The following is a 22,395-nucleotide window of genomic DNA, read 5'->3' on the forward strand; positions in this document are numbered from 1 at the left end:
CATGGGTACGGCGTCCTTTGAAATGTTTTCTAAAGAATATAAAACGGTTATAGAACGGGAAATCGTAGAATATGTCAATAAACTTAAAGCACCGGCAGTGGTCAAAGAAGCCATGATCTATTCGCTGGAGGCAGGGGGTAAACGGATTCGCCCGTTATTGGTCTTTGCGGTTCTGGAGGCCTTTGGGAAAAGCTTGAGGATCGGGATACCTGCAGCGGCTGCCATTGAAATGATCCATACATATTCTTTGATTCATGATGATCTTCCAGCGATGGATGATGATGATCTCCGCCGCGGAAAACCGACTAACCATAAAGTGTTCGGTGAAGCGGTTGCAATATTGGCAGGTGACGCGCTTCTTACATACAGCTTTCAATTGGTGACGGATATGATCGATCCCGAGGTGACGGCTGAAATGAAGCTGAACCTTGTAAGTGAAATTGCGAAGTCTGCCGGAGCCGAAGGAATGGTTGGAGGTCAAGTTGCCGATATGGAAGGTGAAAATAAACAGCTGACCCTTCAGGAATTGGAGTATATCCATGAACATAAAACAGGGAAGTTATTGACTGCAAGCATCCTTTCCGGTGCTATATTATCCGGAGCGAATGAAGAACAGCAACTCCATTTACGTGACTTTGCATACCACCTGGGGCTTGCATTTCAAATTCGGGATGATATTCTGGATATTGAAGGGTCCGTCGAGTTGATCGGCAAGCCGGTTGGCAGTGATGTGGGTAATCATAAAAGCACATATCCTTCTTTACTTACGCTTCAAGGGGCAAAGGAAAAGTTGGAGCATCATATAGAACTTGCCCATGCCGCTTTAGGAAAAACAACCCTACAAACGGGTTTGTTGAATGAACTAACCGATTTAATAGCGAACCGTAACCATTGATTGAGCTAAATTTGTTATCAATTGAGGTTTTATGGTATACTCATTGTGCAAAAATATGTGAAAATCATAATGAATTTTTTAATTGAGATACGTGATAAAATAGGTATATTAAGCCGCCGAAATCACCTGGGTGTTGGCGGCTATTTTTTAACTTAAAACCAATTTTTCGGTCAAGTCCCCCATAGCCTTCTTTTATGAGGCTTTGTTTATGCTTACAACCGAAAATGACAGAAAGTGAGTGGTCCTGTTTGGATCTTCTATCTATAAAAGACCCTTCTTTTTTGAAGAAGATGAATAATGAAGAACTTGTCGAGTTAAGTGTGGAAGTACGTAAATTCCTTGTGGAAAAATTATCGGTGACTGGTGGGCATATTGGTCCGAATTTAGGTGTCGTCGAGTTGACTATAGCCTTGCATAAAGAATTCGACAGTCCGAATGATAAAATTTTATGGGATGTCGGACATCAATCCTATGTCCATAAGATCCTGACTGGCAGAGCAGGAGAGTTCGATACCTTAAAGAAATACAAAGGTCTTTGCGGTTTTCCTAAAATGATTGAAAGCCCCCATGATGTTTGGGAAACCGGTCACAGTTCGACTTCCCTTTCAGCTGCAATGGGAATGGCGGCTGCCCGTGATATCAAAGGTGAAAACAGTTTTATTTTGCCAGTGATCGGGGACGGTGCCCTAACAGGCGGAATGGCGCTTGAAGCATTAAATCATATCGGTGATGAAAAAAAGGACATGATCGTTATCCTGAATGATAATGAAATGTCCATAGCCCCTAACGTAGGTGCCCTGCACACGATATTGGGAAGATTGCGTACAGCAGGCAAATATAACTGGGCAAAAGATGAATTGGAGCTGCTTTTGAAAAAAATCCCTGCAGTCGGTGGCAAACTTGCAGCTACAGCTGAACGCCTGAAGGATAGCATGAAGTACTTATTGGTTTCAGGAATCTTTTTCGAGGAGCTCGGTTTCACATACCTAGGACCAGTGGATGGTCATAATTATGAAGAATTGCTGGAGAATTTAAGATATGCCAAGAAAACGAAGGGGCCTGTACTGCTGCATGTCATCACGAAAAAAGGCAAGGGCTATTCACCTGCCGAGCTGGATACAACAGGAAACTGGCATGGGACAGGCCCATACAAAATCGAGACAGGCGATTTCGTGAAATCCCCTAGTAAAGGTCCTGCTTGGAGCGCTCTTGTAAGCGATACTGTCAGCAGGCTAGCACGTGACGATGAGCGGATTGTCGCAATTACACCTGCAATGCCCGTAGGTTCGAAATTGGTGGGCTTTTCCCAAGAGTTTCCAGAGCGTTTCTATGATGTAGGGATTGCCGAGCAGCATGCTGCAACTTTTGCAGCCGGATTGGCAACGCAAAAAATGAAACCTTTCCTGGCTATATATTCAACATTCCTGCAAAGGGCTTATGACCAGGTGGTGCATGATATCTGCCGTCAGAATTTGAACGTATTCATCGGGATCGACCGTGCCGGATTGGTTGGCTCCGATGGTGAAACGCATCAAGGCGTTTTCGACATTGCTTTCTTACGCCATGTACCGAATATGGTATTGATGATGCCGAAAGATGAAAACGAAGGTCAGCATATGGTCAATACGGCCTTAAACTATAATGATGGTCCGATTGCTATGCGTTTCCCTCGTGGGAATGGTTGGGGAGTTGTGATGGATACTGAATTACAGCAGATTCCAATCGGTTCGTGGGAAGTTCTTAAAGAAGGAACGGATGCTGCCATCTTAACGTTCGGTACAACGATTCCGATGGCTCTTGAAGCGGCAGAACTGCTCGAGAAAGAGGATTATTCAGTTAAGGTGATCAATGCCCGGTTCATTAAGCCTTTGGATGAGAACATGCTAAGCAGTCTCCTTGGTGAAAAAATGCCGATTTTGACAATAGAAGAAGCGGTTCTTCAAGGTGGTTTTGGTAGTTCAGTACTTGAATATGCCCATGATCAAGGATTTTATGGGGCAATTATAGATCGAATGGGGATACCTGATTATTTCATTGAACATGGAAGTGTCGATGAACTGCTTGAAGAAATCGGTTTAACGACTGAGACCGCGATCAAAAAGATTAAAATGATAACACCCAAAAAAGAAAAAAGGGCCTGACAATATGAAAGTGATGAAAGAAAGAGTAGATGTATTACTTGTAGAACAAGGCTTGGCCGATACACGTGAAAAAGCGAAGCGTATGGTCATGGCAGGCCTTGTCTACGCGAATGAAGAAAGGTACGAAAAACCGGGGGAAAAAGTGCCGGTCGATCTCGAATTTACGATCAAAGGAAAAGTCATGCCTTACGTTTCAAGAGGCGGTCTTAAACTTGAGAAGGCATTAAGGGAATTCGATTTACAAGTTAATGGGAAAGTACTGCTTGATATCGGTTCTTCGACTGGTGGGTTCACGGATTGTGCGTTGCAAAATGGCGCTCTCATGTCATATGCGCTTGATGTGGGCTATAATCAACTTGCCTGGAAGCTCAGGCAGGATGAGCGGGTTAAAGTAATGGAACGAACCAATTTCCGTTATGTTACACCCGCCGATCTCGATGGGGAGATGCCAAACTTTGCAAGCATTGATGTTTCTTTCATCTCGCTTACGTTAATTTTACCTGTGCTAAAGACCTTGCTCGTCCCGAATAGTGATGTCGTTGCATTGGTTAAACCGCAATTCGAAGCTGGAAAGGATCAAGTGGGTAAAAAGGGGATTGTTCGCGATCCCAAAATTCATAAACAAGTATTGGATAAGATCATTTCTTTTTCTATAAAGGAAGGCTATGATATTAAGGATGCCTCCTTCTCACCGATTACAGGCGGTGATGGGAATATTGAATTCTTACTTCATTTACACTGGCAAGGGTCGAAGGATGATGGAGCGATATTGCTTTCGAAAACGGTTGATGACATCGTTGGAGAGGCCCATGCTCAATTTAAAAAAGAATAGTTAGAACTTGTATGGGCTCCTTTGGCTGAATGGTTGGCTAAAGGAGCTTTTTAACTTTACATTGTGGTAATCCCCTTGAATCATTTAAGGGTACATACATAAAATAGGTACGTACAAAAAATAGACTTGTATTCATTTTTAGAGAAAAAGTTGTACAATTGCATAAAAATCCGATAACATTAATATTAGCCACTTTCTAAAGCGGCCTATTTGCACGTACTGAAGATAACGAAGCAATCCCATATTGGGGCAGCTTGCTTAAGTGAAAAATGAAAGTGATACCAATTACCATTAATATGAGCAACAGTTGAGAAGAGGTGCTTCTACTTATGAATAAAGGACAACGACATATAAAAATAAGGGACATCATAACGAATAATGATATCGAAACCCAGGATGAGTTAGTTGAAGAATTGAAATTAGCTGGATACAATGTAACTCAAGCTACTGTTTCAAGGGATATTAAAGAGCTTCACCTTGTAAAGGTTCCATTGACGGATGGAAGGTATAAATACAGTCTGCCGGCCGACCAGCGCTTCAATCCACTTCAAAAATTAAAGAGAATCCTTGTCGATGCATTTGTACGCATTGACTCAGCCAACAATTTACTGGTTATGAAGATGCTCCCAGGTAATGCCCAGGCAATCTGCGCATTGATTGATAATTTAAATTGGCAAGAAATACTCGGGACGATCGGCGGCGACGATACTTGTTTGATTATCTGCCGTTCTGAGGAAGATGCAAAGATCATTTCCGGCAAATTCTTGGACATGCTCTAATAATGTTGTGAGGTGACCTAGTTTGTTAACAGAACTATCGATTAGGAATTTTGCGATCATAGACAGCCTGTCCGTTTCATTTGAGAAAGGCTTGACGGTCTTGACAGGAGAAACAGGGGCAGGGAAGTCAATCATAATAGATGCCGTTCATCTTTTGGTTGGGGGACGTGGTTCAGCAGAGTTCATTCGGCATGGAGAGTCTAAGGCCGAAATAGAAGGATTATTCCAAATTGAAGATGAAAAACACCCGGTCTTTGCCAAAGCGGAAGAGTTTGGCCTGGATATGAATGATGGGATGGCGATACTTCGAAGGGACATCTCACAAAGCGGCAAAAGCGTTTGCAGGGTGAATGGTAAGCTTGTTACGATTTCCACTTTACGCGAGATAGGCCGGACATTGATAGATATCCATGGTCAGCATGAGCATCAGGAATTAATGGATGAACGACTCCATCTTCCACTGCTCGATCAATTCGGCGGTGAAAAAATCGCATCTGCGCTCACTGAATACCAAAAGCTATTTAAACGTTATGAAACAGCTTCTAAACAATTGAATGGCTTGAGCCAAAATGAACAGCAAATGGTCCATCGCCTTGATTTGATCCAATTTCAATTCGATGAAATCCAAAAAGCTGATTTGAAGTTACGCGAAGATGAAGAATTGATGGAAGAGCGGAAGAAAATTAATAATTTCGAAAAAATTCATGAAGCGCTGCAAACCAGTTATAATGCTTTAAATGGTGAGCAGCATGCAATTGATTGGCTTTCCGTAGCCATGAATAATTTAGAGGAAGCGGCAGGGCTTGATGAGGGTTTAAAGAATAGCTCTGAAACCGTTTCAAATAGCTACTTCCTGCTTGAAGAGGCCGTGTCAAACATCCGAGACCAATTAGACTCCTTGGATTATGATACAGAACGTGTGGAATTCATTGAAGGCCGCCTTAATGAAATAAATCAATTAAAGCGGAAATACGGGCGGACCATCGAGGAAATCCTGGAATATGGAGCCGCTATAGAAGAAGAAGTCGAAAAACTGCAAAATAGGGAAACCCATATAGCGAAGCTCGAAAAGGAAATGAAATCCATCAAGGCAGATTTAATTGTCGAAGCAAAGAATCTTTCTGAACTTCGCCAGAAATTCGCTCAGCAGTTAACCAAAAAGATCCATCAGGAATTAAAAGATTTATACATGGAAAAGACAATTTTCGAACCACATTTCCTTCAAACGGCTTATACTTTCGATGAATTGTCAGATAGGGGCATTAATCAGTCAGGTCTGGATTCAATGGAATTTTATATTTCCACCAATCCAGGTGAACCGTTAAAACCTCTATCCAAAATCGCATCTGGGGGAGAACTGTCGAGGATCATGCTGGCTTTGAAAAGCATTTTCTCCAAGCATCAAGGCATAACATCCATTATATTTGATGAAGTTGACACAGGTGTGAGCGGACGGGTTGCACAATCCATTGCCGAAAAGATCTATAAAGTGGCAACTGGATCACAAGTATTGTGCATATCCCATTTGCCACAAGTGGCCGCTATGGCGGATACCCATCTTTTTATAGCGAAAAATGTAAGGGCCGGACGCACGAATACCTCGGTCAAGCCGCTAATTGAAACCGAAAAAGTAAAAGAAATCGGCAGGATGATTTCAGGAGTCGAGATAACGGATTTGACGAAGCAGCATGCTAATGAATTAATCCAGCTGGCCAAAAGGCTGAAGATTACATCATGAAGGGCCGGTAAGAACATTATTTAAACTTATCATAAGCATTCATTGTAAAGCTATCCAAAAACGGATAGCTTTTATTTTTTGCACCTGTTATAAATGATTGTCATGAGGGCTAAATTAAAGGTGTAGCCATAAAGTTTCAGAGAGCGAGGAGAGTGAATGGATTGAAATTTATATGGATAAACAGGATCATCGGTGGAATTCTCCTTGTTTCGCTATTAACATTAGGGTTATACCAGCCATCTCGTGAATATTTTTTAATTCCAAATCATCTTGTACTATTTGAAGGAAGTCAATATAGTATTTCCAAATCATTGCCTGTTACTGCAAAAACTTCGGGATCCAGTGATGGAATTTCGCTTCATGATGAACAAGCCTCGATTACACTTGGTGCTGAGAAACCAGGTACGAATGAAGTGTTACTCGATGTAGCAGGCTTACCTGCCAAAAAGGTCGACATCAGGGTGTTAAAAGACTTTAAGGTCATGCCTGGAGGCCAATCCATTGGAGTAAAGCTTAATACTCTTGGGGTTCTCGTAGTAGGTCATCATCTTATTGATACTGCGCAGGGGAAAAAATCACCGGGAGAAAAAGCAAAAATTGAAATCGGTGATATTATTACAGAAATCAATGGTCAGACGATAAAGAAGATGGGGGATGTAACCCCTTTTGTTCAGCAGGCAGGTGAAAAGGGTGAGGCGTTGAATCTTGTCATTAACCGTGATAATGAAGTGCTTCACAGTACCCTATTACCTCTAAAAGATAAGAATGAAGGAACTTACAAATTGGGTTTGTATATCCGTGATTCGGCAGCTGGCATCGGAACGATGACGTTTTATCACCCGGATTCGAAAAAATACGGGGCTTTGGGACATGTCATATCCGATATGGATACAAAGAAGCCGATTGTTGTCAAGGACGGACAGATTGTTCAATCGACGGTCACATCCATCGAAAAGGGAAGCAATGGTGATCCGGGAGAAAAACTTGCACGCTTTTCTTCCAATAAAGAAAAAATAGGAAATATCAATCGCAATAGTCCCTTTGGAATTTTTGGGAAGTTAAATCAAGATTTTAAAAATGGAATTAACGATAAGCCACTCCCCATCACCCTTTCCCATGAGGTAAAGGAAGGACCAGCAAAAATCCTTACAGTGGTGGATGGTTCTGAAGTGGAGGAATTCGATGTTGAAATCGTCAGTTCCATACCACAGAAGTTCCCTGCAATTAAGGGAATGGTCTTAAAAGTGACGGATAAGGAATTGCTTCAAAAAACGGGTGGGATCGTTCAAGGTATGAGCGGCAGTCCTATCATACAAAATGGGAAATTAATCGGTGCAGTCACCCATGTATTCGTTAATGATCCTACAAGTGGGTATGGAGTCCATATCGAATGGATGTTAAACGAAGCCGGTATTAATATATACGACAAAGATAATTATGAAAAGGCAAGCTAAGAATCCGGGTATCCTTTTGGATGCCCCTTTTTAATGGAAAGTTATGATTAGCATAGATTTTGGGTAGGAATTAAATTGATTTCTTCAAAAAATAGAGGTTTTTTTGAAACGATGTGATAAAATGATAACGAAATGAAGATTTTTCGACAATCGCTTTATTCGAATAGCAAACGAAGTCGAAAACAAGAGATATCCGGAGAATAATATTGAATTCCTTATATTTTTTCAAAAATAAAAGGAATTTAGTTTCCATTGTCGAAAAGTTCAATTACAATAGAATTTAGTCATATAGAAAAAAAGACCAATTGTAGTTGAGGAGGAAATCAAGCGTGAAAAAAATTAAGGTGTGCGTTGTAGATGATAATAGAGAACTTGTTGGCCTTCTGGAAGAATACATTTCTGCACAGGATGACATGGAAGTAATTGGGGTGGCACATAACGGTCAAGATTGCCTGGGTATGCTTGAAAGCGTTGACCCGGATATATTGATCCTCGATATTATCATGCCTCATTTAGATGGGTTAGGTGTGCTAGAAAAACTTCGTGAAGTAAAACGGGGTGCCATGCCTAATGTGATTATGCTTACTGCCTTTGGTCAAGAAGATGTAACGAAAAAAGCTGTTGATTTGGGTGCGTCTTACTTTATCCTGAAGCCATTTGATATGGAAAATCTGGCCAATCACATACGTCAGGTAAGCAGTAAAGGTCAGGCAGTTTTAAAAAATCATAGTCAGTTTAGCTATCGTCCCCAAAATGAATCCAAGCCGAAGAACCTCGATGCCAGCATCACAAGCATCATTCACGAGATTGGAGTCCCTGCACATATAAAGGGCTATTTGTATTTAAGGGAAGCCATATCCATGGTATATAATGATATTGAACTATTGGGTTCCATCACCAAAGTTTTATATCCGGATATCGCAAAAAAATACAATACTACGGCGAGCCGTGTTGAACGTGCTATCAGGCATGCGATTGAAGTGGCCTGGAGCCGTGGCAATATAGAATCCATTTCATCCCTTTTCGGATATACCGTAAGCATGACTAAGGCAAAACCTACAAATTCCGAATTCATTGCCATGGTTGCCGATAAGCTGCGCCTCGAACACAAAGCTTCTTGACAAGTGTAGGATCGTTGATTTGACGGCAATTTGGACGGGAATTTAACCGTGAATTTATCGCTAATCCGATAAACTTTCCGGTGGAATATCAATAAAGACTGATCGTATTTTGCGGATAAACGGCATCGTTACGAGTCAGTATATAGGAAAATTCCGCAGTCGTCCAAACTGGGCGGCTATTATTTTTGTATAGGGGCCTGGTATTTATGTCAATTCGTATCGATTGAAAGAATGACGTCATGACCCATCGTATGACCCGAACGGAATTTGCGCAATTATAGGGCTAAGCGTATATCAGTATAACCGCTACGAAAAAGAGGCCAGTGAACCTTTTTAACAATGCAAAGCTCATTAGTGAAAGGAAATCACGGTCAATCAAATATTTTATAGGGAAGAGTCATGACGTCCATTGTTGGGCGTTTTTTTTATGATTTCGACTTGCCGACTTCGTTTGTAAATTTGTAAGGTCAGGCATCTTTATACGCACATTTTCAAACACTCGACTATGCGCATTGCAACACAGTTGGAAAATAGTTGCGTAATAATGTCGGTTATTTTACCTTTCGATTCCGTAACAGATTCAACTCAGTTAATAAAGTGGACTTAAACGAGTGATAAAGCTGGTGTAATAGGAATCCGGAAACCTGTTAGAAAAGGACCGGAGGGGAGAAATGTTTAAAAAAGTAGAAGAAGCTCGTTAAAAAAGAAGCATAGTTTAATCTTAAGTTATAAAGTTCAGAGGCGCAAAACATATTGGAGGTTTTCCATTTTGGACAATCTTTTTTTGTACACTATTGAAACGGATATTAAACTAAATTTATGATATTTTTTTGTGAAATTTCTTTCAGGTTATTTATAGACGCTGATTGAGGAATTGGGAAGACAAAATATGTTTCAATAATAATGAAACTTGAATCAATAATGAAAAGCTTGAAGTGTATCAAACGCCTCTTGGAGAATTGACTTGTGAGCAAAATTTTCAATATGAACAAACAAGAAATCAATACGAGAGGTTGATGGTTCAAATATATATATAGGATGAAAAACGGAAGTCAATCATGGATATGCTTGAATCAAAAGGGGGAGGGGAAATTACGATTGGTCAAATGGCTTTTCCGGATGCTTGCTTGCAAATCAAAAGCATGCAAAAAAAATTGAGTGATTTGACGAAAGGAACCTTCTATGCAGAAAATAATCAACTGCATTTTATTAAAGTATTGAACTAGATGAAAATAATTTGCTGTTTCTGTTCATAACATTGGGATATAACCATTATTGAGAGAGGCGGCGTTTCTCCATGACCTTAATCTTTGCACATCGAGGCTCAGCAGGAACACATCCGGAAAATACGATGTCGGCGTTCAAAGAAGCTGCCCGTGTCGGGGCGGACGGTATTGAAACGGATGTCCAGCTCTCAAAAGATGGGGAAGTGGTCATCATTCACGATGAAAAGCTCGATCGGACCACGAATGCCTCGGGATATGTAAAAGACAGGACCTTGAAGGAGTTGAAAACCCTTAATGCTTCTTCAAACTATAATGGTAAATTGGGTAAAGAAAAGATTCCGACACTTGAAGAACTATTCATTTGGCTTGACGATAATCAGCTTTTTTGCAACATTGAGTTAAAAAATACACTTTTTTTGTATCCAGGCTTAGAAGAGAAAGTCATCCGACTCATTCGTACTTACGATATGGAGGAAAGGATTATCCTTTCTTCTTTCAATCATTATAGCTTGGTCAATTGCCATCAATTGGCACCTGAATTGGAAACCGCACCGCTTTATAGGGATGGTCTATACATGCCTTGGATATATGCCAAGGCAATAGGCGGAAGTGCAATTCATCCAAATATCCGGGCTGTCCCTGATGCGCTCATTCAAACATCTGTGAGTATGGGTGTTCCTGTACGGCCATATACCATTAATAAAGAAGCCGAGATGAAGAGGCTATTCAAATTGGGGTGCAGCGGCATCATAACCGATTTTCCCGAGGCAGCCGTACGGGTCAGGGAAGGATTGAAATCAAGATAATGAAAGAAGGTGCCATATGATACATGGCACCTTCTTTTTGCGTTTAAAATTTATTGAACCTGCTTTGGACCTTATTTTGTTTTCGATCTCGATGAAGGACGAAGCCGGCGATGAAGGCTATTCCGCCAATCGTAATGAGTAGTCCTATTAAAAATTGCAGCCAAAGGACTGGATAGGGAGGCTGTAGAATACCGAACACCATGTCCCTCATTATTTTTATGCCATAGGCAGCAAAGGCACCGGGTATAAAAAGAATCAAAAAAGCGATTAAACGTTTCATGCAGTCAAATCCCTTCCGAAAATTCCGTCTTTAAAAAATGATAAAGGATATAAATTATTTGTCAAGTTTCGGGAATGTAGATAATGACTGGGAGTTGGTGGCTGTTTTTAAAGGGAGCCGATATGGTAAAATGGTGTGAAGTATGAAAAAAATTGCATAGATTGATCTAATAAAAGGGGTAATTATATCTTAAGGGGGATGGCTCATGCAAAAGGTCATGATAGTAGGGGGAGGAGTGGGAGGGACAACCGTGTTGAAACTCCTATCGGAAAGTGAAGTATTCTCCATTGTTTGTATGGCTGATACGAATGAATCCGCTGAAGGGATGCTTGCTGCAAAGGAACGAGGGATCCCTTCAGTGACTAATTGGAGCCTGGGATTGGAGCGGGATTTGGACATCATTTTTGATACGACCGGAGACCCGTCTGTCTATAAAAAGATAAAAAGGGACATGGACGAACAAACGATTCTCATTCCTGGAAGTGTCGCCCTCATTATGACTAAGTTGTTTGAAGAGAAAAATCGTTTAATAAGTAAACTGGAGAATACCTCGGCAAAAATGGACTTGATTCTTAATACGACCAGTGAAGGGATGGTGGTGATTGATCATGGAGGATTCATCATCATGTTCAATGATAGTGCCGAACGAGCAACAGACACAAAGCGCGAGGATGTGATAGGCAGACATATCAAAGATTTCATCCCTTCAACTGGATTGCTGCGAGTGATGCAAACAAACCAAAAAGAAGTGAATCAGGAAATCACCCTTAGCAATGGAATGGAACTCATAACGACAAGGATACCTCTTGTGAATGCCGATAAGGAAATCATAGGGGCTTTTTCAGTGTTTAGGAATAAAACGGAAGCTGTACAATTGGCGGAGCAGATCACCGATTTAAAAGAGATACAAACGATGCTTCAGGCGATCATTCAATCCAGTGATGAAGCCATATCCGTTGTGGATGATCAAGGCAGGGGGCTTTTGATCAATCCGGCATATACAAGAATCACGGGATTAACAAAGACCCAAGTGATCGGTAAGCCGGCTTCCATCGATATTTATGAAGGTGAAAGTATGCATATGAAAGTACTTCAGACAAAAAAGCCTGTTCGGGGTGTCAATATGCGTGTCGGCCCAAAACATAAGGAAGTGATCGTGAATGTTGCTCCAATCATTGTGGACGGGTGCCTGAAAGGGAGCGTTGGCGTCATTCATGATGTATCGGAAATTCAAGCCCTGACCCACGAACTGAATCGGGCAAGACAGATCATCCGGACATTGCAGGCTAAATATTCCTTTGATGATATAATCGGGGCTTCCGAAGAGATGAAGCTTCCCATTGAACAGGCGAAATTATCGGCAAGAACACCTGCTACTGTCTTATTAAGAGGGGAATCAGGGACTGGCAAAGAGTTATTTGCACATGCCATCCATAATGCGAGCGATAGGAAATTCAATAAATTCGTTCGTGTAAATTGTGCGGCCATCTCGGAATCATTACTTGAAAGTGAACTGTTCGGTTATGATGAAGGAGCCTTTACAGGAGCAAATAGGGGCGGAAAGGTCGGTTTTTTTGAAGAGGCAAATCAAGGGAGTATCTTTTTGGACGAAATTGGTGAATTACCAGCCAACATCCAAGCTAAGTTACTTCGGGTTTTACAAGAAAAGGAAATCGTCAGAGTGGGGGGGACGAAGCCGATTCCCATCAATGTCCGGGTCATAGCCGCTACGAATATCAATCTCGAAGAGGCCATCTCAAACGGATCATTCAGGGAAGACTTATATTTCAGGCTGAACCGCATGCCTATTTTCATTGCTCCATTAAGAAAGAGAAAAGAGGATTTGAGAGAATTGGCGGAGCATTTGATTAATAAAATCAATCAGGAGTATGGACGAAGCATAGAGGGAATTACAGCAGCAGCTATACATAAAATGCAAATCTACAACTGGCCAGGTAATGTTAGGGAACTGGAAAATATCTTAGGACGGGCAATCATTTTCATGAAATTGAACGAGACGATCATTGATATACAGCATATTCCGGATTTTATCGAAGAGATTCCAGTAAAACAAGAGAAATTATTAATGAACCCTTCTGGCTACGTATCGGGGAAACCGCTCTCGGAGATAATAGACCAGTATGAAGCCGATATCATTCAGCAAGCGTTCCATACCCACAAGGGAAATAAAACACTTACGGCAAAAGCTCTTGGGATATCTGTCAGAAATCTATATTACAAAATGGAAAAACTAAAACTGTGAAATTTTTTGCACGCAAGTAATTGCGCACTATGAAAAAAACTGCACGGAATTTTCTGATTTATTTTAATTTAAGCGAGACTCCACTTCTAACATGAAATTTTTTTCAATTTGTTATAGGCTATAGTTGCCCAACATATAAACCAGCATCTCCTTATTTTGGATAAAAACGCTCTCATTATGTATTTTATTGGCATGTTATTTGCATATTTAAAGGTGTATGGATTTTTCAAGGGAACCATTCCCCATAGGGAAAATATCATGTGAGTAGCGGATTTTATTTAAAATGAACGTGGAAACAAGTAGGAATGAGGAGAAATTCAGTGTCCTCATATCTGACATGTATTAAAACATCTAGGGAGGATTCCTTTATGGAAATTTTTAAATATCTTGAGAAGTATGATTACGAGCAACTGCTATTCTGTCAGGACAAACAATCGGGTTTGAAAGCGATTATTGCCATTCATGATACAACATTAGGGCCTGCGCTTGGAGGCACAAGGATGTGGACGTATGCATCTGAAGAAGATGCCATTGAAGATGCCTTAAGGCTTTCGAGAGGAATGACATATAAGAACGCCGCTGCAGGTTTGAATTTAGGCGGGGGGAAGACAGTCATCATCGGCGACCCGCGTAAGGATAAAAATGAAGAGATGTTCCGTGCATTCGGAAGATATATCCAAGGGTTGAATGGGCGTTATATAACAGCTGAAGATGTAGGTACAACGGTTGAGGATATGGATCTCATTCATGAGGAGACGGATTTTGTCACTGGGATTTCCCCTGCATTCGGTTCTTCGGGTAATCCTTCCCCTGTAACTGCATATGGGGTATACCGAGGTATGAAGGCTGCTGCAAAAGAGGCTTTCGGAACTGATTCTTTAGAAGGTAAGGTGGTTGCGGTCCAAGGCGTCGGGAATGTTTCTTATAACTTATGCCGTCACCTTCATGAGGAGGGCGCCAAGCTGATCGTTACGGATATCAATAAAGAAAGCGTGGCCCGTGCGGTTGAATCCTTTGGGGCGTCCGCAGTTAATCCAGATGAAATTTATGGAGTCGACTGTGATATCTATGCACCGTGTGCTTTAGGGGCTGTCATAAATGATCAAACAATCAATCAAATCAAGGCGAAGGTCATTGCAGGTGCGGCCAATAATCAGTTAAAAGAAACTGTTCATGGCGATCAAATTCATGAAAAAGGTATTATATACGCCCCTGATTATGTTATTAATGCAGGTGGAGTCATAAACGTGGCCGATGAGCTTTTAGGGTATAATCGGGAAAGAGCCCTTAAGAAAGTGGAAACGGTTTATGATACAATTGAAAGAGTCATCGAGATTGCAAAACGTGATCAAATCCCAACTTATAAAGCCGCGGATAGGATGGCAGAGGAGCGAATTGCTCGCATGAGGAATTCAAGGAGCCAATTCTTGCAAAATGAAAAACATATCTTGAATGGAAGAAAATGAATGTAGTTTTACAAGATTAGATTCCTGTGTTTTTTTTAATAAACACAGGAATTTTCAACATGGATAACGTAATAAACATAGGACAAGTAAAAATGGTGACAAACTGTATGTATTTGTGAGGAGGAGTGGTTTTGGCTGAAGAATTTGACCTCGTTATCCTCGGAGGAGGAACAGGCGGGTATGTGGCGGCAATAAGGGCTGCTCAATTAGGATTGAAAACGGCTGTCGTGGAGAAAGGCAAGCTCGGCGGAACGTGTCTACATAAAGGCTGTATCCCTTCGAAAGCACTTTTAAGGAGTGCGGAAGTTTATCAGACTGCAGTGAAAAGTGAGGAATTCGGTATTGTTACCGGGGATGTAAAGGTAGATTTCCTTAAGGTGCAGGAAAGAAAGAATAAAGTGGTCGATCAACTCTATAAAGGTGTTCAGCACTTGATGAAACAAGGAAAGATAACGGTTTATGAAGGGTTAGGGCGTATACTGGGTCCTTCTATATTTTCACCGATGCCTGGGACAATTTCCGTGGAAATGAATGATGGCAGTGAAAATGAAATGCTCATTCCTCAGAATGTCATCATTGCAACGGGTTCGCGTCCGAAGACACTTCCCGGTTTAGCGATTGATGGGGAATTGGTGCTTACATCGGATGAAGCTCTAAAGCTTGAGAGCCTGCCAAAATCAATGATTATTGTAGGAGGTGGAGTTATCGGCATTGAATGGGCTTCGATGCTTAATGATTTTGGTGTGGAAGTGACAGTACTCGAATATGCAGATAGAATTATCCCGACTGAAGACCATGATATTTCCAGTGAAATGCTTCGTCTCCTAACGAAAAAAGGCGTCAAGTTCGTTACAGGTGCCAAGGTATTGCCTGAAACCCTGAAAACGGATGCTTCAGTATCCATTTCTGCTGAAGTCAAAGGTTCGGTAGAGGAATTCACAGCTGAAAAAATGTTGGTGTCCGTAGGCAGATCAGCAAATGTTGAAGGGATCGGCCTTGAAAATACGGAAATTGTGAAAGAAAAAGGTTTTATTGAAACCAATGACTTCTTCCAAACGAAGGAATCACATATTTATGCGATCGGTGATTGTATCGGCGGTCTGCAATTGGCTCACGTTGCTTCCCATGAAGGCATTACGGCCGTTGAACATATCGCAGGCCAAAAACCGGAACGGCTGGATTATTCGCTCATTTCAAAATGTGTGTATTCAAGCCCTGAAGCTGCAAGTGTCGGTTTGACGGAAGAACAGGCAAACAAGGAAGGCTTTGATCTTAAAATTGGGAAATTCCCATTCCGTGCAGTTGGTAAGGCCCTTGTTTTCGGGGAAGCGGATGGTTTTGTCAAAATCATCGCCGATAAGAAAACGGATGATATATTGGGCGTTCATATGATCGGGCCACATGTTACGGATATGATTTCTGAAGCTGGACTTGCGAAAGTGCTTGATGCGACACCTTGGGAGATAGGCAAGACAATCCATCCGCACCCAAGTCTTTCTGAAGCAATCGGAGAGGCGGCCCTTGCTGTCGATGGACGTGCCATACATTCTTAAAGAATAAGGTCAGGAGGTTTTATGATGGTAGAAAAACGTCATGAACAATTAGGCTTAAATGAGGAAACGGTTTTAGATATGTACCGGACAATGCTTTTGTCCCGCAGAATTGATGAGCGCATGTGGCTTTTAAACCGATCCGGGAAAATTCCCTTCGTGATTTCCTGCCAGGGGCAAGAAGCTGCACAGGTTGGGGCAGCGTTTGCGCTAGATCGGCAAAAGGATTATGTACTGCCTTATTATCGGGATGTAGGTGTGGTACTTACCTTCGGAATGACCGCTAAAGACTTGATGCTTTCCGGTTTCGCCAAAGAGGAAGATCCCAATTCCGGCGGGCGCCAGATGCCTGGTCATTTCGGTCAAAAGAAAAATAGGATTGTCACTGGATCATCACCTGTAACGACACAGGTCCCGCATGCTGTTGGAATTGCCCTTGCAGGGAAGATGGAAGGTAAGGATTTGGTAACATTCGTAACGTTTGGGGAAGGTTCATCCAATCAGGGCGATTTTCATGAAGGGGCCAACTTTGCAGGTGTGCATAAGCTACCGGTCATTTTCATGTGTGAAAATAATAAATATGCGATTTCCGTTCCTATTTCGAAACAGCTATCGTGTGAAAATGTTTCCGACAGGGCGATTGGCTATGGGATGCCTGGAATAACGGTGGATGGCAATGATCCGTTGGAAGTGTATGCAGCGGTGAAAGAAGCGGCTGACCGTGCACGAAGGGGAGAAGGTCCTACACTGGTAGAAACCGTTTCATACAGGCTCACACCTCATTCAAGTGATGATGATGACCGAAGCTACCGGACGGCGGACGAAGTGGCCGAAGCCAAAACGAAGGATTCCATAATGACATTTGGAGCGTATTTAAAAGAAGTGGGAATCATGGATGATGACCTAGAGAAACAAATGAATGATGAAGTCATGAAGATAGTCAACGAAGCAACCGATTATGCTGAAAATGCTCCATATCCGAAGGCTGAAAGTGCTATGAATCATGTGTATGCACAAAAGTAAGGGGGTAATAGAATGCCAGTGATTTCATATATAGATGCCGTGACAATGGCAATGAGGGAAGAGATGGAACGTGATTCCCGTGTATTCGTATTGGGTGAGGATGTAGGAAAAAAAGGTGGGGTCTTTAAAGCCACTAATGGTTTATACGACCAATTCGGTGAAGCCAGGGTCATCGATACCCCGCTCGCTGAATCTGCAATTGCAGGAGTGGGAATTGGAGCCGCCATGTATGGGCTTCGGCCGATAGCTGAGATGCAATTCGCTGATTTCATCATGCCTGCCATTAACCAAATCGTTTCAGAGGCAGCCAAAATTAGATATCGTTCTAATAATGACTGGAGCTGTCCAATGGTAATCCGTGCTCCATATGGCGGAGGGATTCATGGAGCTCTTTATCATTCACAATCGGTTGAAGCAATCTTTGCCAATCAGCCGGGTTTGAAAATAGTGATGCCTTCCACTCCTTATGATGTAAAGGGTTTGCTTAAAGCTGCCATTCGCGACGAAGATCCAGTGCTTTTCTTTGAACATAAACGCGCGTACCGCTTGATCAAGGGTGAGGTACCCACTGAAGATTATGTACTTCCCATCGGTAAGGCGGATGTGAAAAGGGAAGGGGAAGACATTACTGTCATCTCCTATGGCCTTTGTGTGCATTTTGCCCTTCAGGCAGCAGAAAAATTAGCTGCAGATGGAATTTCTGCACATGTTCTTGACTTGCGTACCGTCTATCCTTTGGATAAGGATGCTATCATAGAAGCGGCTTCTAAAACGGGGAAAGTATTACTGGTTACGGAAGATAATAAAGAAGGAAGCATCATGAGTGAGGTCGCAGCCATCATTGCCGAGCATTGCCTTTTTGATTTGGATGCCCCTGTAAAACGATTGGCCGGACCTGATGTACCAGCCATGCCATATGCGCCTACGATGGAAAAACAATTTATGGTGAATCCTGATAAAGTGGAAAAAGCAATGAGGGAATTGGCTGAGTATTAATGACTGTTAAGAAGGAGGAACGATTTATGGCTATGGAATTAATGAAGATGCCTCAACTAGGCGAAAGTGTCACAGAGGGAACCATCAGTAAATGGCTAGTGAAGCCTGGGGATCATGTCACCAAATACGATCCGCTAGCTGAAGTGATGACGGATAAAGTAAATGCTGAGGTTCCTTCTTCCTTTACGGGCATCATCAAGGAATTGAAAGCGGATGAGAATCAAACATTGGCAGTCGGGGAAGTCATTTGCTCGATTGAAGTTGAAACGGCAAAGACGGATAACGATAATGCTGGGCAAGCTGTTTCTCAGAATGAGGAAAATGTTGATGCACCTGTTACAAGAGAAGTGCAGCAAGCGGCCGAACCATCAAGGAAAGCTCGCTATTCGCCTGCCGTGTTAAAACTTTCCCAGGAGCATGGAATCGATCTTTCAAAGGTTAAAGGAACGGGGAATGAGGGACGGATCACCCGTAAAGATTTACTGAAACTTGTTGAATCAGGGAATCTTCCTAAGGCGGATGAGCCTTCCGTGATATCCGATCCGGCTCCAAAAGAGGTCGCCCCTCAAGTTAGTCGTCAAACCAGTCCAGTAACAAATGTGCCGACTGCTGCTGGTGACAAGGAAATACCCGTTACCGGAATCCGTAAGGCAATTGCGTCCAATATGTTGAAAAGTAAGCACGAAATCCCGCATGCTTGGACGATGGTGGAAGTTGACGCAAGCAATATGGTGAAATTGCGTGATAATCTAAAATCCGACTTTAAACAAAAAGAAGGCTATAATTTAACGTACTTTGCCTTTTTCGTAAAAGCGGTTGCTCAAGCCCTTACGGAATTTCCAGAGCTCAATTCGATGTGGGCAGGCGAAAAAATCATACAAAAGAAAGAAATCAATATATCGATAGCCGTTGCAACTGAAGATGCATTATTTGTACCGGTCATTAAAAATGCAGATGAAAAATCAATCAAAGGTATAGCAAGGGAGATACAGGAACTTGCATCCAAAGTGAAGTCGGGTAAGTTAAAAGCAGAGGATATGCAAGGTGGTACGTTCACTGTTAATAACACTGGCTCATTCGGCTCTGTCCAGTCCATGGGAATCATCAATTATCCACAGGCGGCCATTTTACAAGTTGAAACGATTGTAAAACGCCCAGTGGTCATAAATGACATGATTGCAGTACGAGATATGGTAAATCTCTGTTTATCACTTGATCATCGTGTTTTGGACGGACTGGTATGCGGACGATTCCTCGCGAGGGTTAAAGAAATCATCGAAAAGATTTCCAAAGATAACACTTCCATATACTAAAATGAAAAAAAGGAAGGCCGAAGGTTATTCCTTTAGACTGTAGGCAAACTCGATGAATCGAGTTTGCCTACAGTTTTTTTATGATTGCTACAATTTGAACGTTGTTTGGAACTCCAGGCATGGGGTCCCACTGGACGCGCTCTTCCAAGCAGGAGTCTCGCAAACCTGTTCCAATCACCATTGTTCTAAAATTTTGAAACCATACCTAAGGTGATGAGGGTGGTTCCTGAACTTCATTTAGTCTAGCAGTTACCGATTTCCCTTTCACTTTTGATTTAGTCAAAGATGAAGTATGCCGATTCGTTCGCCAAAGTTTAACCCAGTTATTTCTCTTTTCCGTAGAAAAACATCGACAAAAATTTTATTTTTGCTATTATTTTATTAAGAGCTGTTCTAATACAGATCAGGGCTGTACTTGATTTATAAAGAGGCGAAATAGGCTAGTGTTTTCCCTTATAACAGATTTGCTAATTTCTATTGTCTTAAATTTCAAGAAAAATATGGTAGAATGTTAGTATAATCCAGATTAAATTGACGGGAGGGTGGTTTTCTTATCCAAAACTGACTGAGCGTTCGTTCTCCGAATGAAGGGACAGGGCGTATGAAGCGGCAATAGATAAGAAAGCGATTACAGATGGAACTGAAAGATGTAAAAAACATAACCTTTCCTAAGCCTTCTTTTGAAGAGTGGAAAGAAGCTGCGGAAGCAAGTTTAAAAGGGAAAAGTGTAGAAAAGCTAAAAACGAATACATATGAGGGCATCACTTTATATCCGCTCTATACAGAAAAGGCGGAATCAACGGAAAAAGTAGCCGAATTGCCAGGATTCTTCCCTTTCACCCGAGGAACGTCCCCAACGGGATATCATGAGAAACCTTGGCTTGTCGTTCAACCTGTAAGCGGTATCACGGCTGAAGAAGCAAATGAAAAGATGAAGGCTTCATTCAAACGCGGTCAAAATGTCGTGGCATACCCTGCACGATTGCTTGCCGAGGGAGCAAGGGCTGAAAAATTGTTTAAGGATATCCCATTAAAAGAAATACCGGTTTTCATTGACCTTAAGGGGAAACAAAAAGGATTATTCCCTCAATTCAAAGCGGTTGCCGAAGCACAAAATACCCAAATGACAGGCGTTATTGCTGAAGATCCCATTGCAGAATGGCTCATTTGCGGTCAGCTGCCAGAAGATACGGATAACTATTTTGCAGACTGGCTGAAGACAATCCAAGATTATCAGAAGGTAGGCAGGGATTTAAAAACAGTTTTGATTAATACGGCAGTCTACCATAATGGAGGAGCCAATGCCGTACAAGAAATAGCTTACGGATTATCGGCAGCGGTCCAATATCTATTGGAAGGGCAAAAGCAAGGGCTTTCTATTGCTTCGGTTTCCGAAAGAATAGTATTCTCTTTTGCTGTGGATTCGAATTACTTCATGTCCATCGCTAAGCTACGGGCTGCAAGAAGGCTCTGGGCAGGTATTGCAGAAGCTTTTGATACAGCATCTGACCATTTTAAAATGGCGATACATGCCGTTACTTCCGAGTTGACAGAAACGCTATATGATCAGCACGTCAATATTCTTCGGACAACAAACCAAGCTTTCGCTGCCGCAATTGGAGGCATTCAATATCTTCAAATTCATCCATTCACACACGCAACAGGTGAAACCGATGATTTCTCAGAAAGAATTGCCCGTAATACTCACTTGATTTTAAAAGAAGAAACAAATATCACAACAGTGGTCGATCCTGCTGGCGGTTCATGGTATGTTGAGCAACTAACGGATGAATTGGCTGAAAAGGCTTGGGCGAAGTTCCTTGAAATCGATGCAGCTGGAGGGATTCTTGAGCTAATTAAACAAGGCACCCTTCAGAAGGAAATAGCTGAAGTTTACCAAGAAAAGGTTCAAAATGCGGCTTTCAGAAAAGAAAGTATCATCGGAACGAATGTATATCCGAATCCTGCTGATAAGATTAAAAACACGACACGGGATAACCATGTGTCATATATGAAAGTTGAGAAGCCGGTTGGCATTACACCACTTTACTTGGATCGGGTATCCATTCAGTTCGAACAGTTAAGGCTACGCAGTGAAAAGTATAAAGAAATGAGTGGAACGGCCCCAACTATTGGTTTAATTAATTTGAAAAATCTCAAATCTTATAAACCTCGTGCAGATTTCGTTACAAGTCTTGCTGCAGCAGGTGGTATTGAAACAACCGGCAGTAAGGGGTGTCAAACCGTTAAGGAAGCAGTCGATTATGTAGCTGGGACCAAGCTCCCTATCTATTGTGTTTGCGGCAGTGATGATGACTATTCGGAATTGGCGCCAATCACCATTAAAGAAATTAAAAAGCAATTCCCTGAAATCACTATTTATAGTGCCGGCAAGCAGCAAGAAGAATTTGAGATTACACTAAGTGAAGCCGGAGTCAAAGATTTTATCCATGTCAAAACGAATGCAATAGCCATTTTATCGGAATTATTGCAGAAGCTGGGGGTGAACTGA

The 22,395-nt window shown here is 41.9% G+C and carries 17 protein-coding genes; 16 read left to right on the top strand and 1 reads right to left on the bottom strand.

The features are described from left to right. Position 1 precedes the first annotated feature (1 nt). The 9 genes from ACWF5P_RS09260 (at position 2) to ACWF5P_RS09300 (ending at position 10,992) form a co-directional block, all read left to right on the top strand. Entirely contained in the window at positions 2-895 is an 894-nt protein-coding gene (locus ACWF5P_RS09260; RefSeq protein WP_101222525.1) for a polyprenyl synthetase family protein, read from the top strand. Between the two features lie 248 nt (positions 896-1,143). Further along, the gene (dxs, locus tag ACWF5P_RS09265) at positions 1,144-3,036 is read left to right on the top strand and encodes a 1-deoxy-D-xylulose-5-phosphate synthase (RefSeq protein WP_101223461.1); all 1,893 of its coding nucleotides are present in this window, start codon (positions 1,144-1,146) and stop codon (positions 3,034-3,036) included. Between the two features lie 4 nt (positions 3,037-3,040). After that, positions 3,041-3,868, top strand: coding sequence for a TlyA family RNA methyltransferase (locus ACWF5P_RS09270; RefSeq protein ID WP_230176999.1), 828 nt, complete (start codon positions 3,041-3,043; stop codon positions 3,866-3,868). A gap of 329 nt (positions 3,869-4,197) precedes the next feature. Continuing rightward, positions 4,198-4,647 carry a transcriptional regulator AhrC/ArgR gene (ahrC, locus tag ACWF5P_RS09275; RefSeq protein WP_034308279.1) on the top strand — a complete coding sequence of 150 codons (450 nt, stop codon included), beginning with the start codon at positions 4,198-4,200 and terminating at the stop codon, positions 4,645-4,647. Positions 4,648-4,669: 22 nt separating this feature from the next. Next, positions 4,670-6,385, top strand: a complete 1,716-nt coding sequence (recN, locus tag ACWF5P_RS09280; RefSeq protein ID WP_101222523.1) for a DNA repair protein RecN — start codon at positions 4,670-4,672, stop codon at positions 6,383-6,385. Positions 6,386-6,546: 161 nt separating this feature from the next. Beyond that, a complete protein-coding gene (gene spoIVB, locus ACWF5P_RS09285) occupies positions 6,547-7,839 on the top strand; it encodes a SpoIVB peptidase (RefSeq protein WP_101222522.1) in 1,293 nt (430 codons plus the stop codon). 329 nt (positions 7,840-8,168) lie between these two features. Beyond that, positions 8,169-8,960: a sporulation transcription factor Spo0A gene (gene spo0A / locus ACWF5P_RS09290; RefSeq protein WP_137016177.1), complete on the top strand. Its 792-nt coding sequence runs from the start codon at positions 8,169-8,171 to the stop codon at positions 8,958-8,960. A 1,058-nt stretch (positions 8,961-10,018) separates the two neighbouring features. After that, positions 10,019-10,186, top strand: a complete 168-nt coding sequence (locus ACWF5P_RS09295) for a hypothetical protein (protein ID WP_157831001.1) — start codon at positions 10,019-10,021, stop codon at positions 10,184-10,186. Positions 10,187-10,257: 71 nt separating this feature from the next. Further along, positions 10,258-10,992, top strand: coding sequence for a glycerophosphodiester phosphodiesterase (locus ACWF5P_RS09300; RefSeq protein WP_434167377.1), 735 nt, complete (start codon positions 10,258-10,260; stop codon positions 10,990-10,992). A 43-nt stretch (positions 10,993-11,035) separates the two neighbouring features. Here the strand turns inward: ACWF5P_RS09300 and ACWF5P_RS09305 are convergent, their stop codons facing one another. Continuing rightward, positions 11,036-11,272, bottom strand: coding sequence for a DUF2627 domain-containing protein (locus ACWF5P_RS09305; protein WP_101222519.1), 237 nt, complete (start codon positions 11,270-11,272; stop codon positions 11,036-11,038). Between the two features lie 205 nt (positions 11,273-11,477). On the opposite strand from ACWF5P_RS09305, the gene ACWF5P_RS09310 reads away from it, so the two are divergent. From ACWF5P_RS09310 to ACWF5P_RS09340, 7 genes are all read left to right on the top strand, one after another. After that, positions 11,478-13,535, top strand: a complete 2,058-nt coding sequence (locus ACWF5P_RS09310) for a sigma 54-interacting transcriptional regulator (protein ID WP_434167375.1) — start codon at positions 11,478-11,480, stop codon at positions 13,533-13,535. A gap of 368 nt (positions 13,536-13,903) precedes the next feature. Next, a complete protein-coding gene (bcd, locus tag ACWF5P_RS09315) occupies positions 13,904-15,001 on the top strand; it encodes a branched-chain amino acid dehydrogenase (protein ID WP_101222517.1) in 1,098 nt (365 codons plus the stop codon). Between the two features lie 131 nt (positions 15,002-15,132). Then, complete coding sequence (gene lpdA / locus ACWF5P_RS09320; protein ID WP_434167374.1) at positions 15,133-16,554, top strand: dihydrolipoyl dehydrogenase; 1,422 nt, start codon at positions 15,133-15,135, stop codon at positions 16,552-16,554. Positions 16,555-16,578: 24 nt separating this feature from the next. Continuing rightward, the gene (locus ACWF5P_RS09325) at positions 16,579-17,574 is read left to right on the top strand and encodes a thiamine pyrophosphate-dependent dehydrogenase E1 component subunit alpha (RefSeq protein WP_101222515.1); all 996 of its coding nucleotides are present in this window, start codon (positions 16,579-16,581) and stop codon (positions 17,572-17,574) included. A gap of 12 nt (positions 17,575-17,586) precedes the next feature. Continuing rightward, complete coding sequence (locus ACWF5P_RS09330) at positions 17,587-18,570, top strand: alpha-ketoacid dehydrogenase subunit beta (protein WP_101222514.1); 984 nt, start codon at positions 17,587-17,589, stop codon at positions 18,568-18,570. A 26-nt stretch (positions 18,571-18,596) separates the two neighbouring features. Next, positions 18,597-19,883 carry a dihydrolipoamide acetyltransferase family protein gene (locus ACWF5P_RS09335; protein WP_402938328.1) on the top strand — a complete coding sequence of 429 codons (1,287 nt, stop codon included), beginning with the start codon at positions 18,597-18,599 and terminating at the stop codon, positions 19,881-19,883. Positions 19,884-20,517: 634 nt separating this feature from the next. Next, complete coding sequence (locus tag ACWF5P_RS09340; protein ID WP_434167373.1) at positions 20,518-22,395, top strand: methylmalonyl-CoA mutase family protein; 1,878 nt, start codon at positions 20,518-20,520, stop codon at positions 22,393-22,395.

Source organism: Peribacillus sp. NPDC055009, from assembly GCF_053608705.1.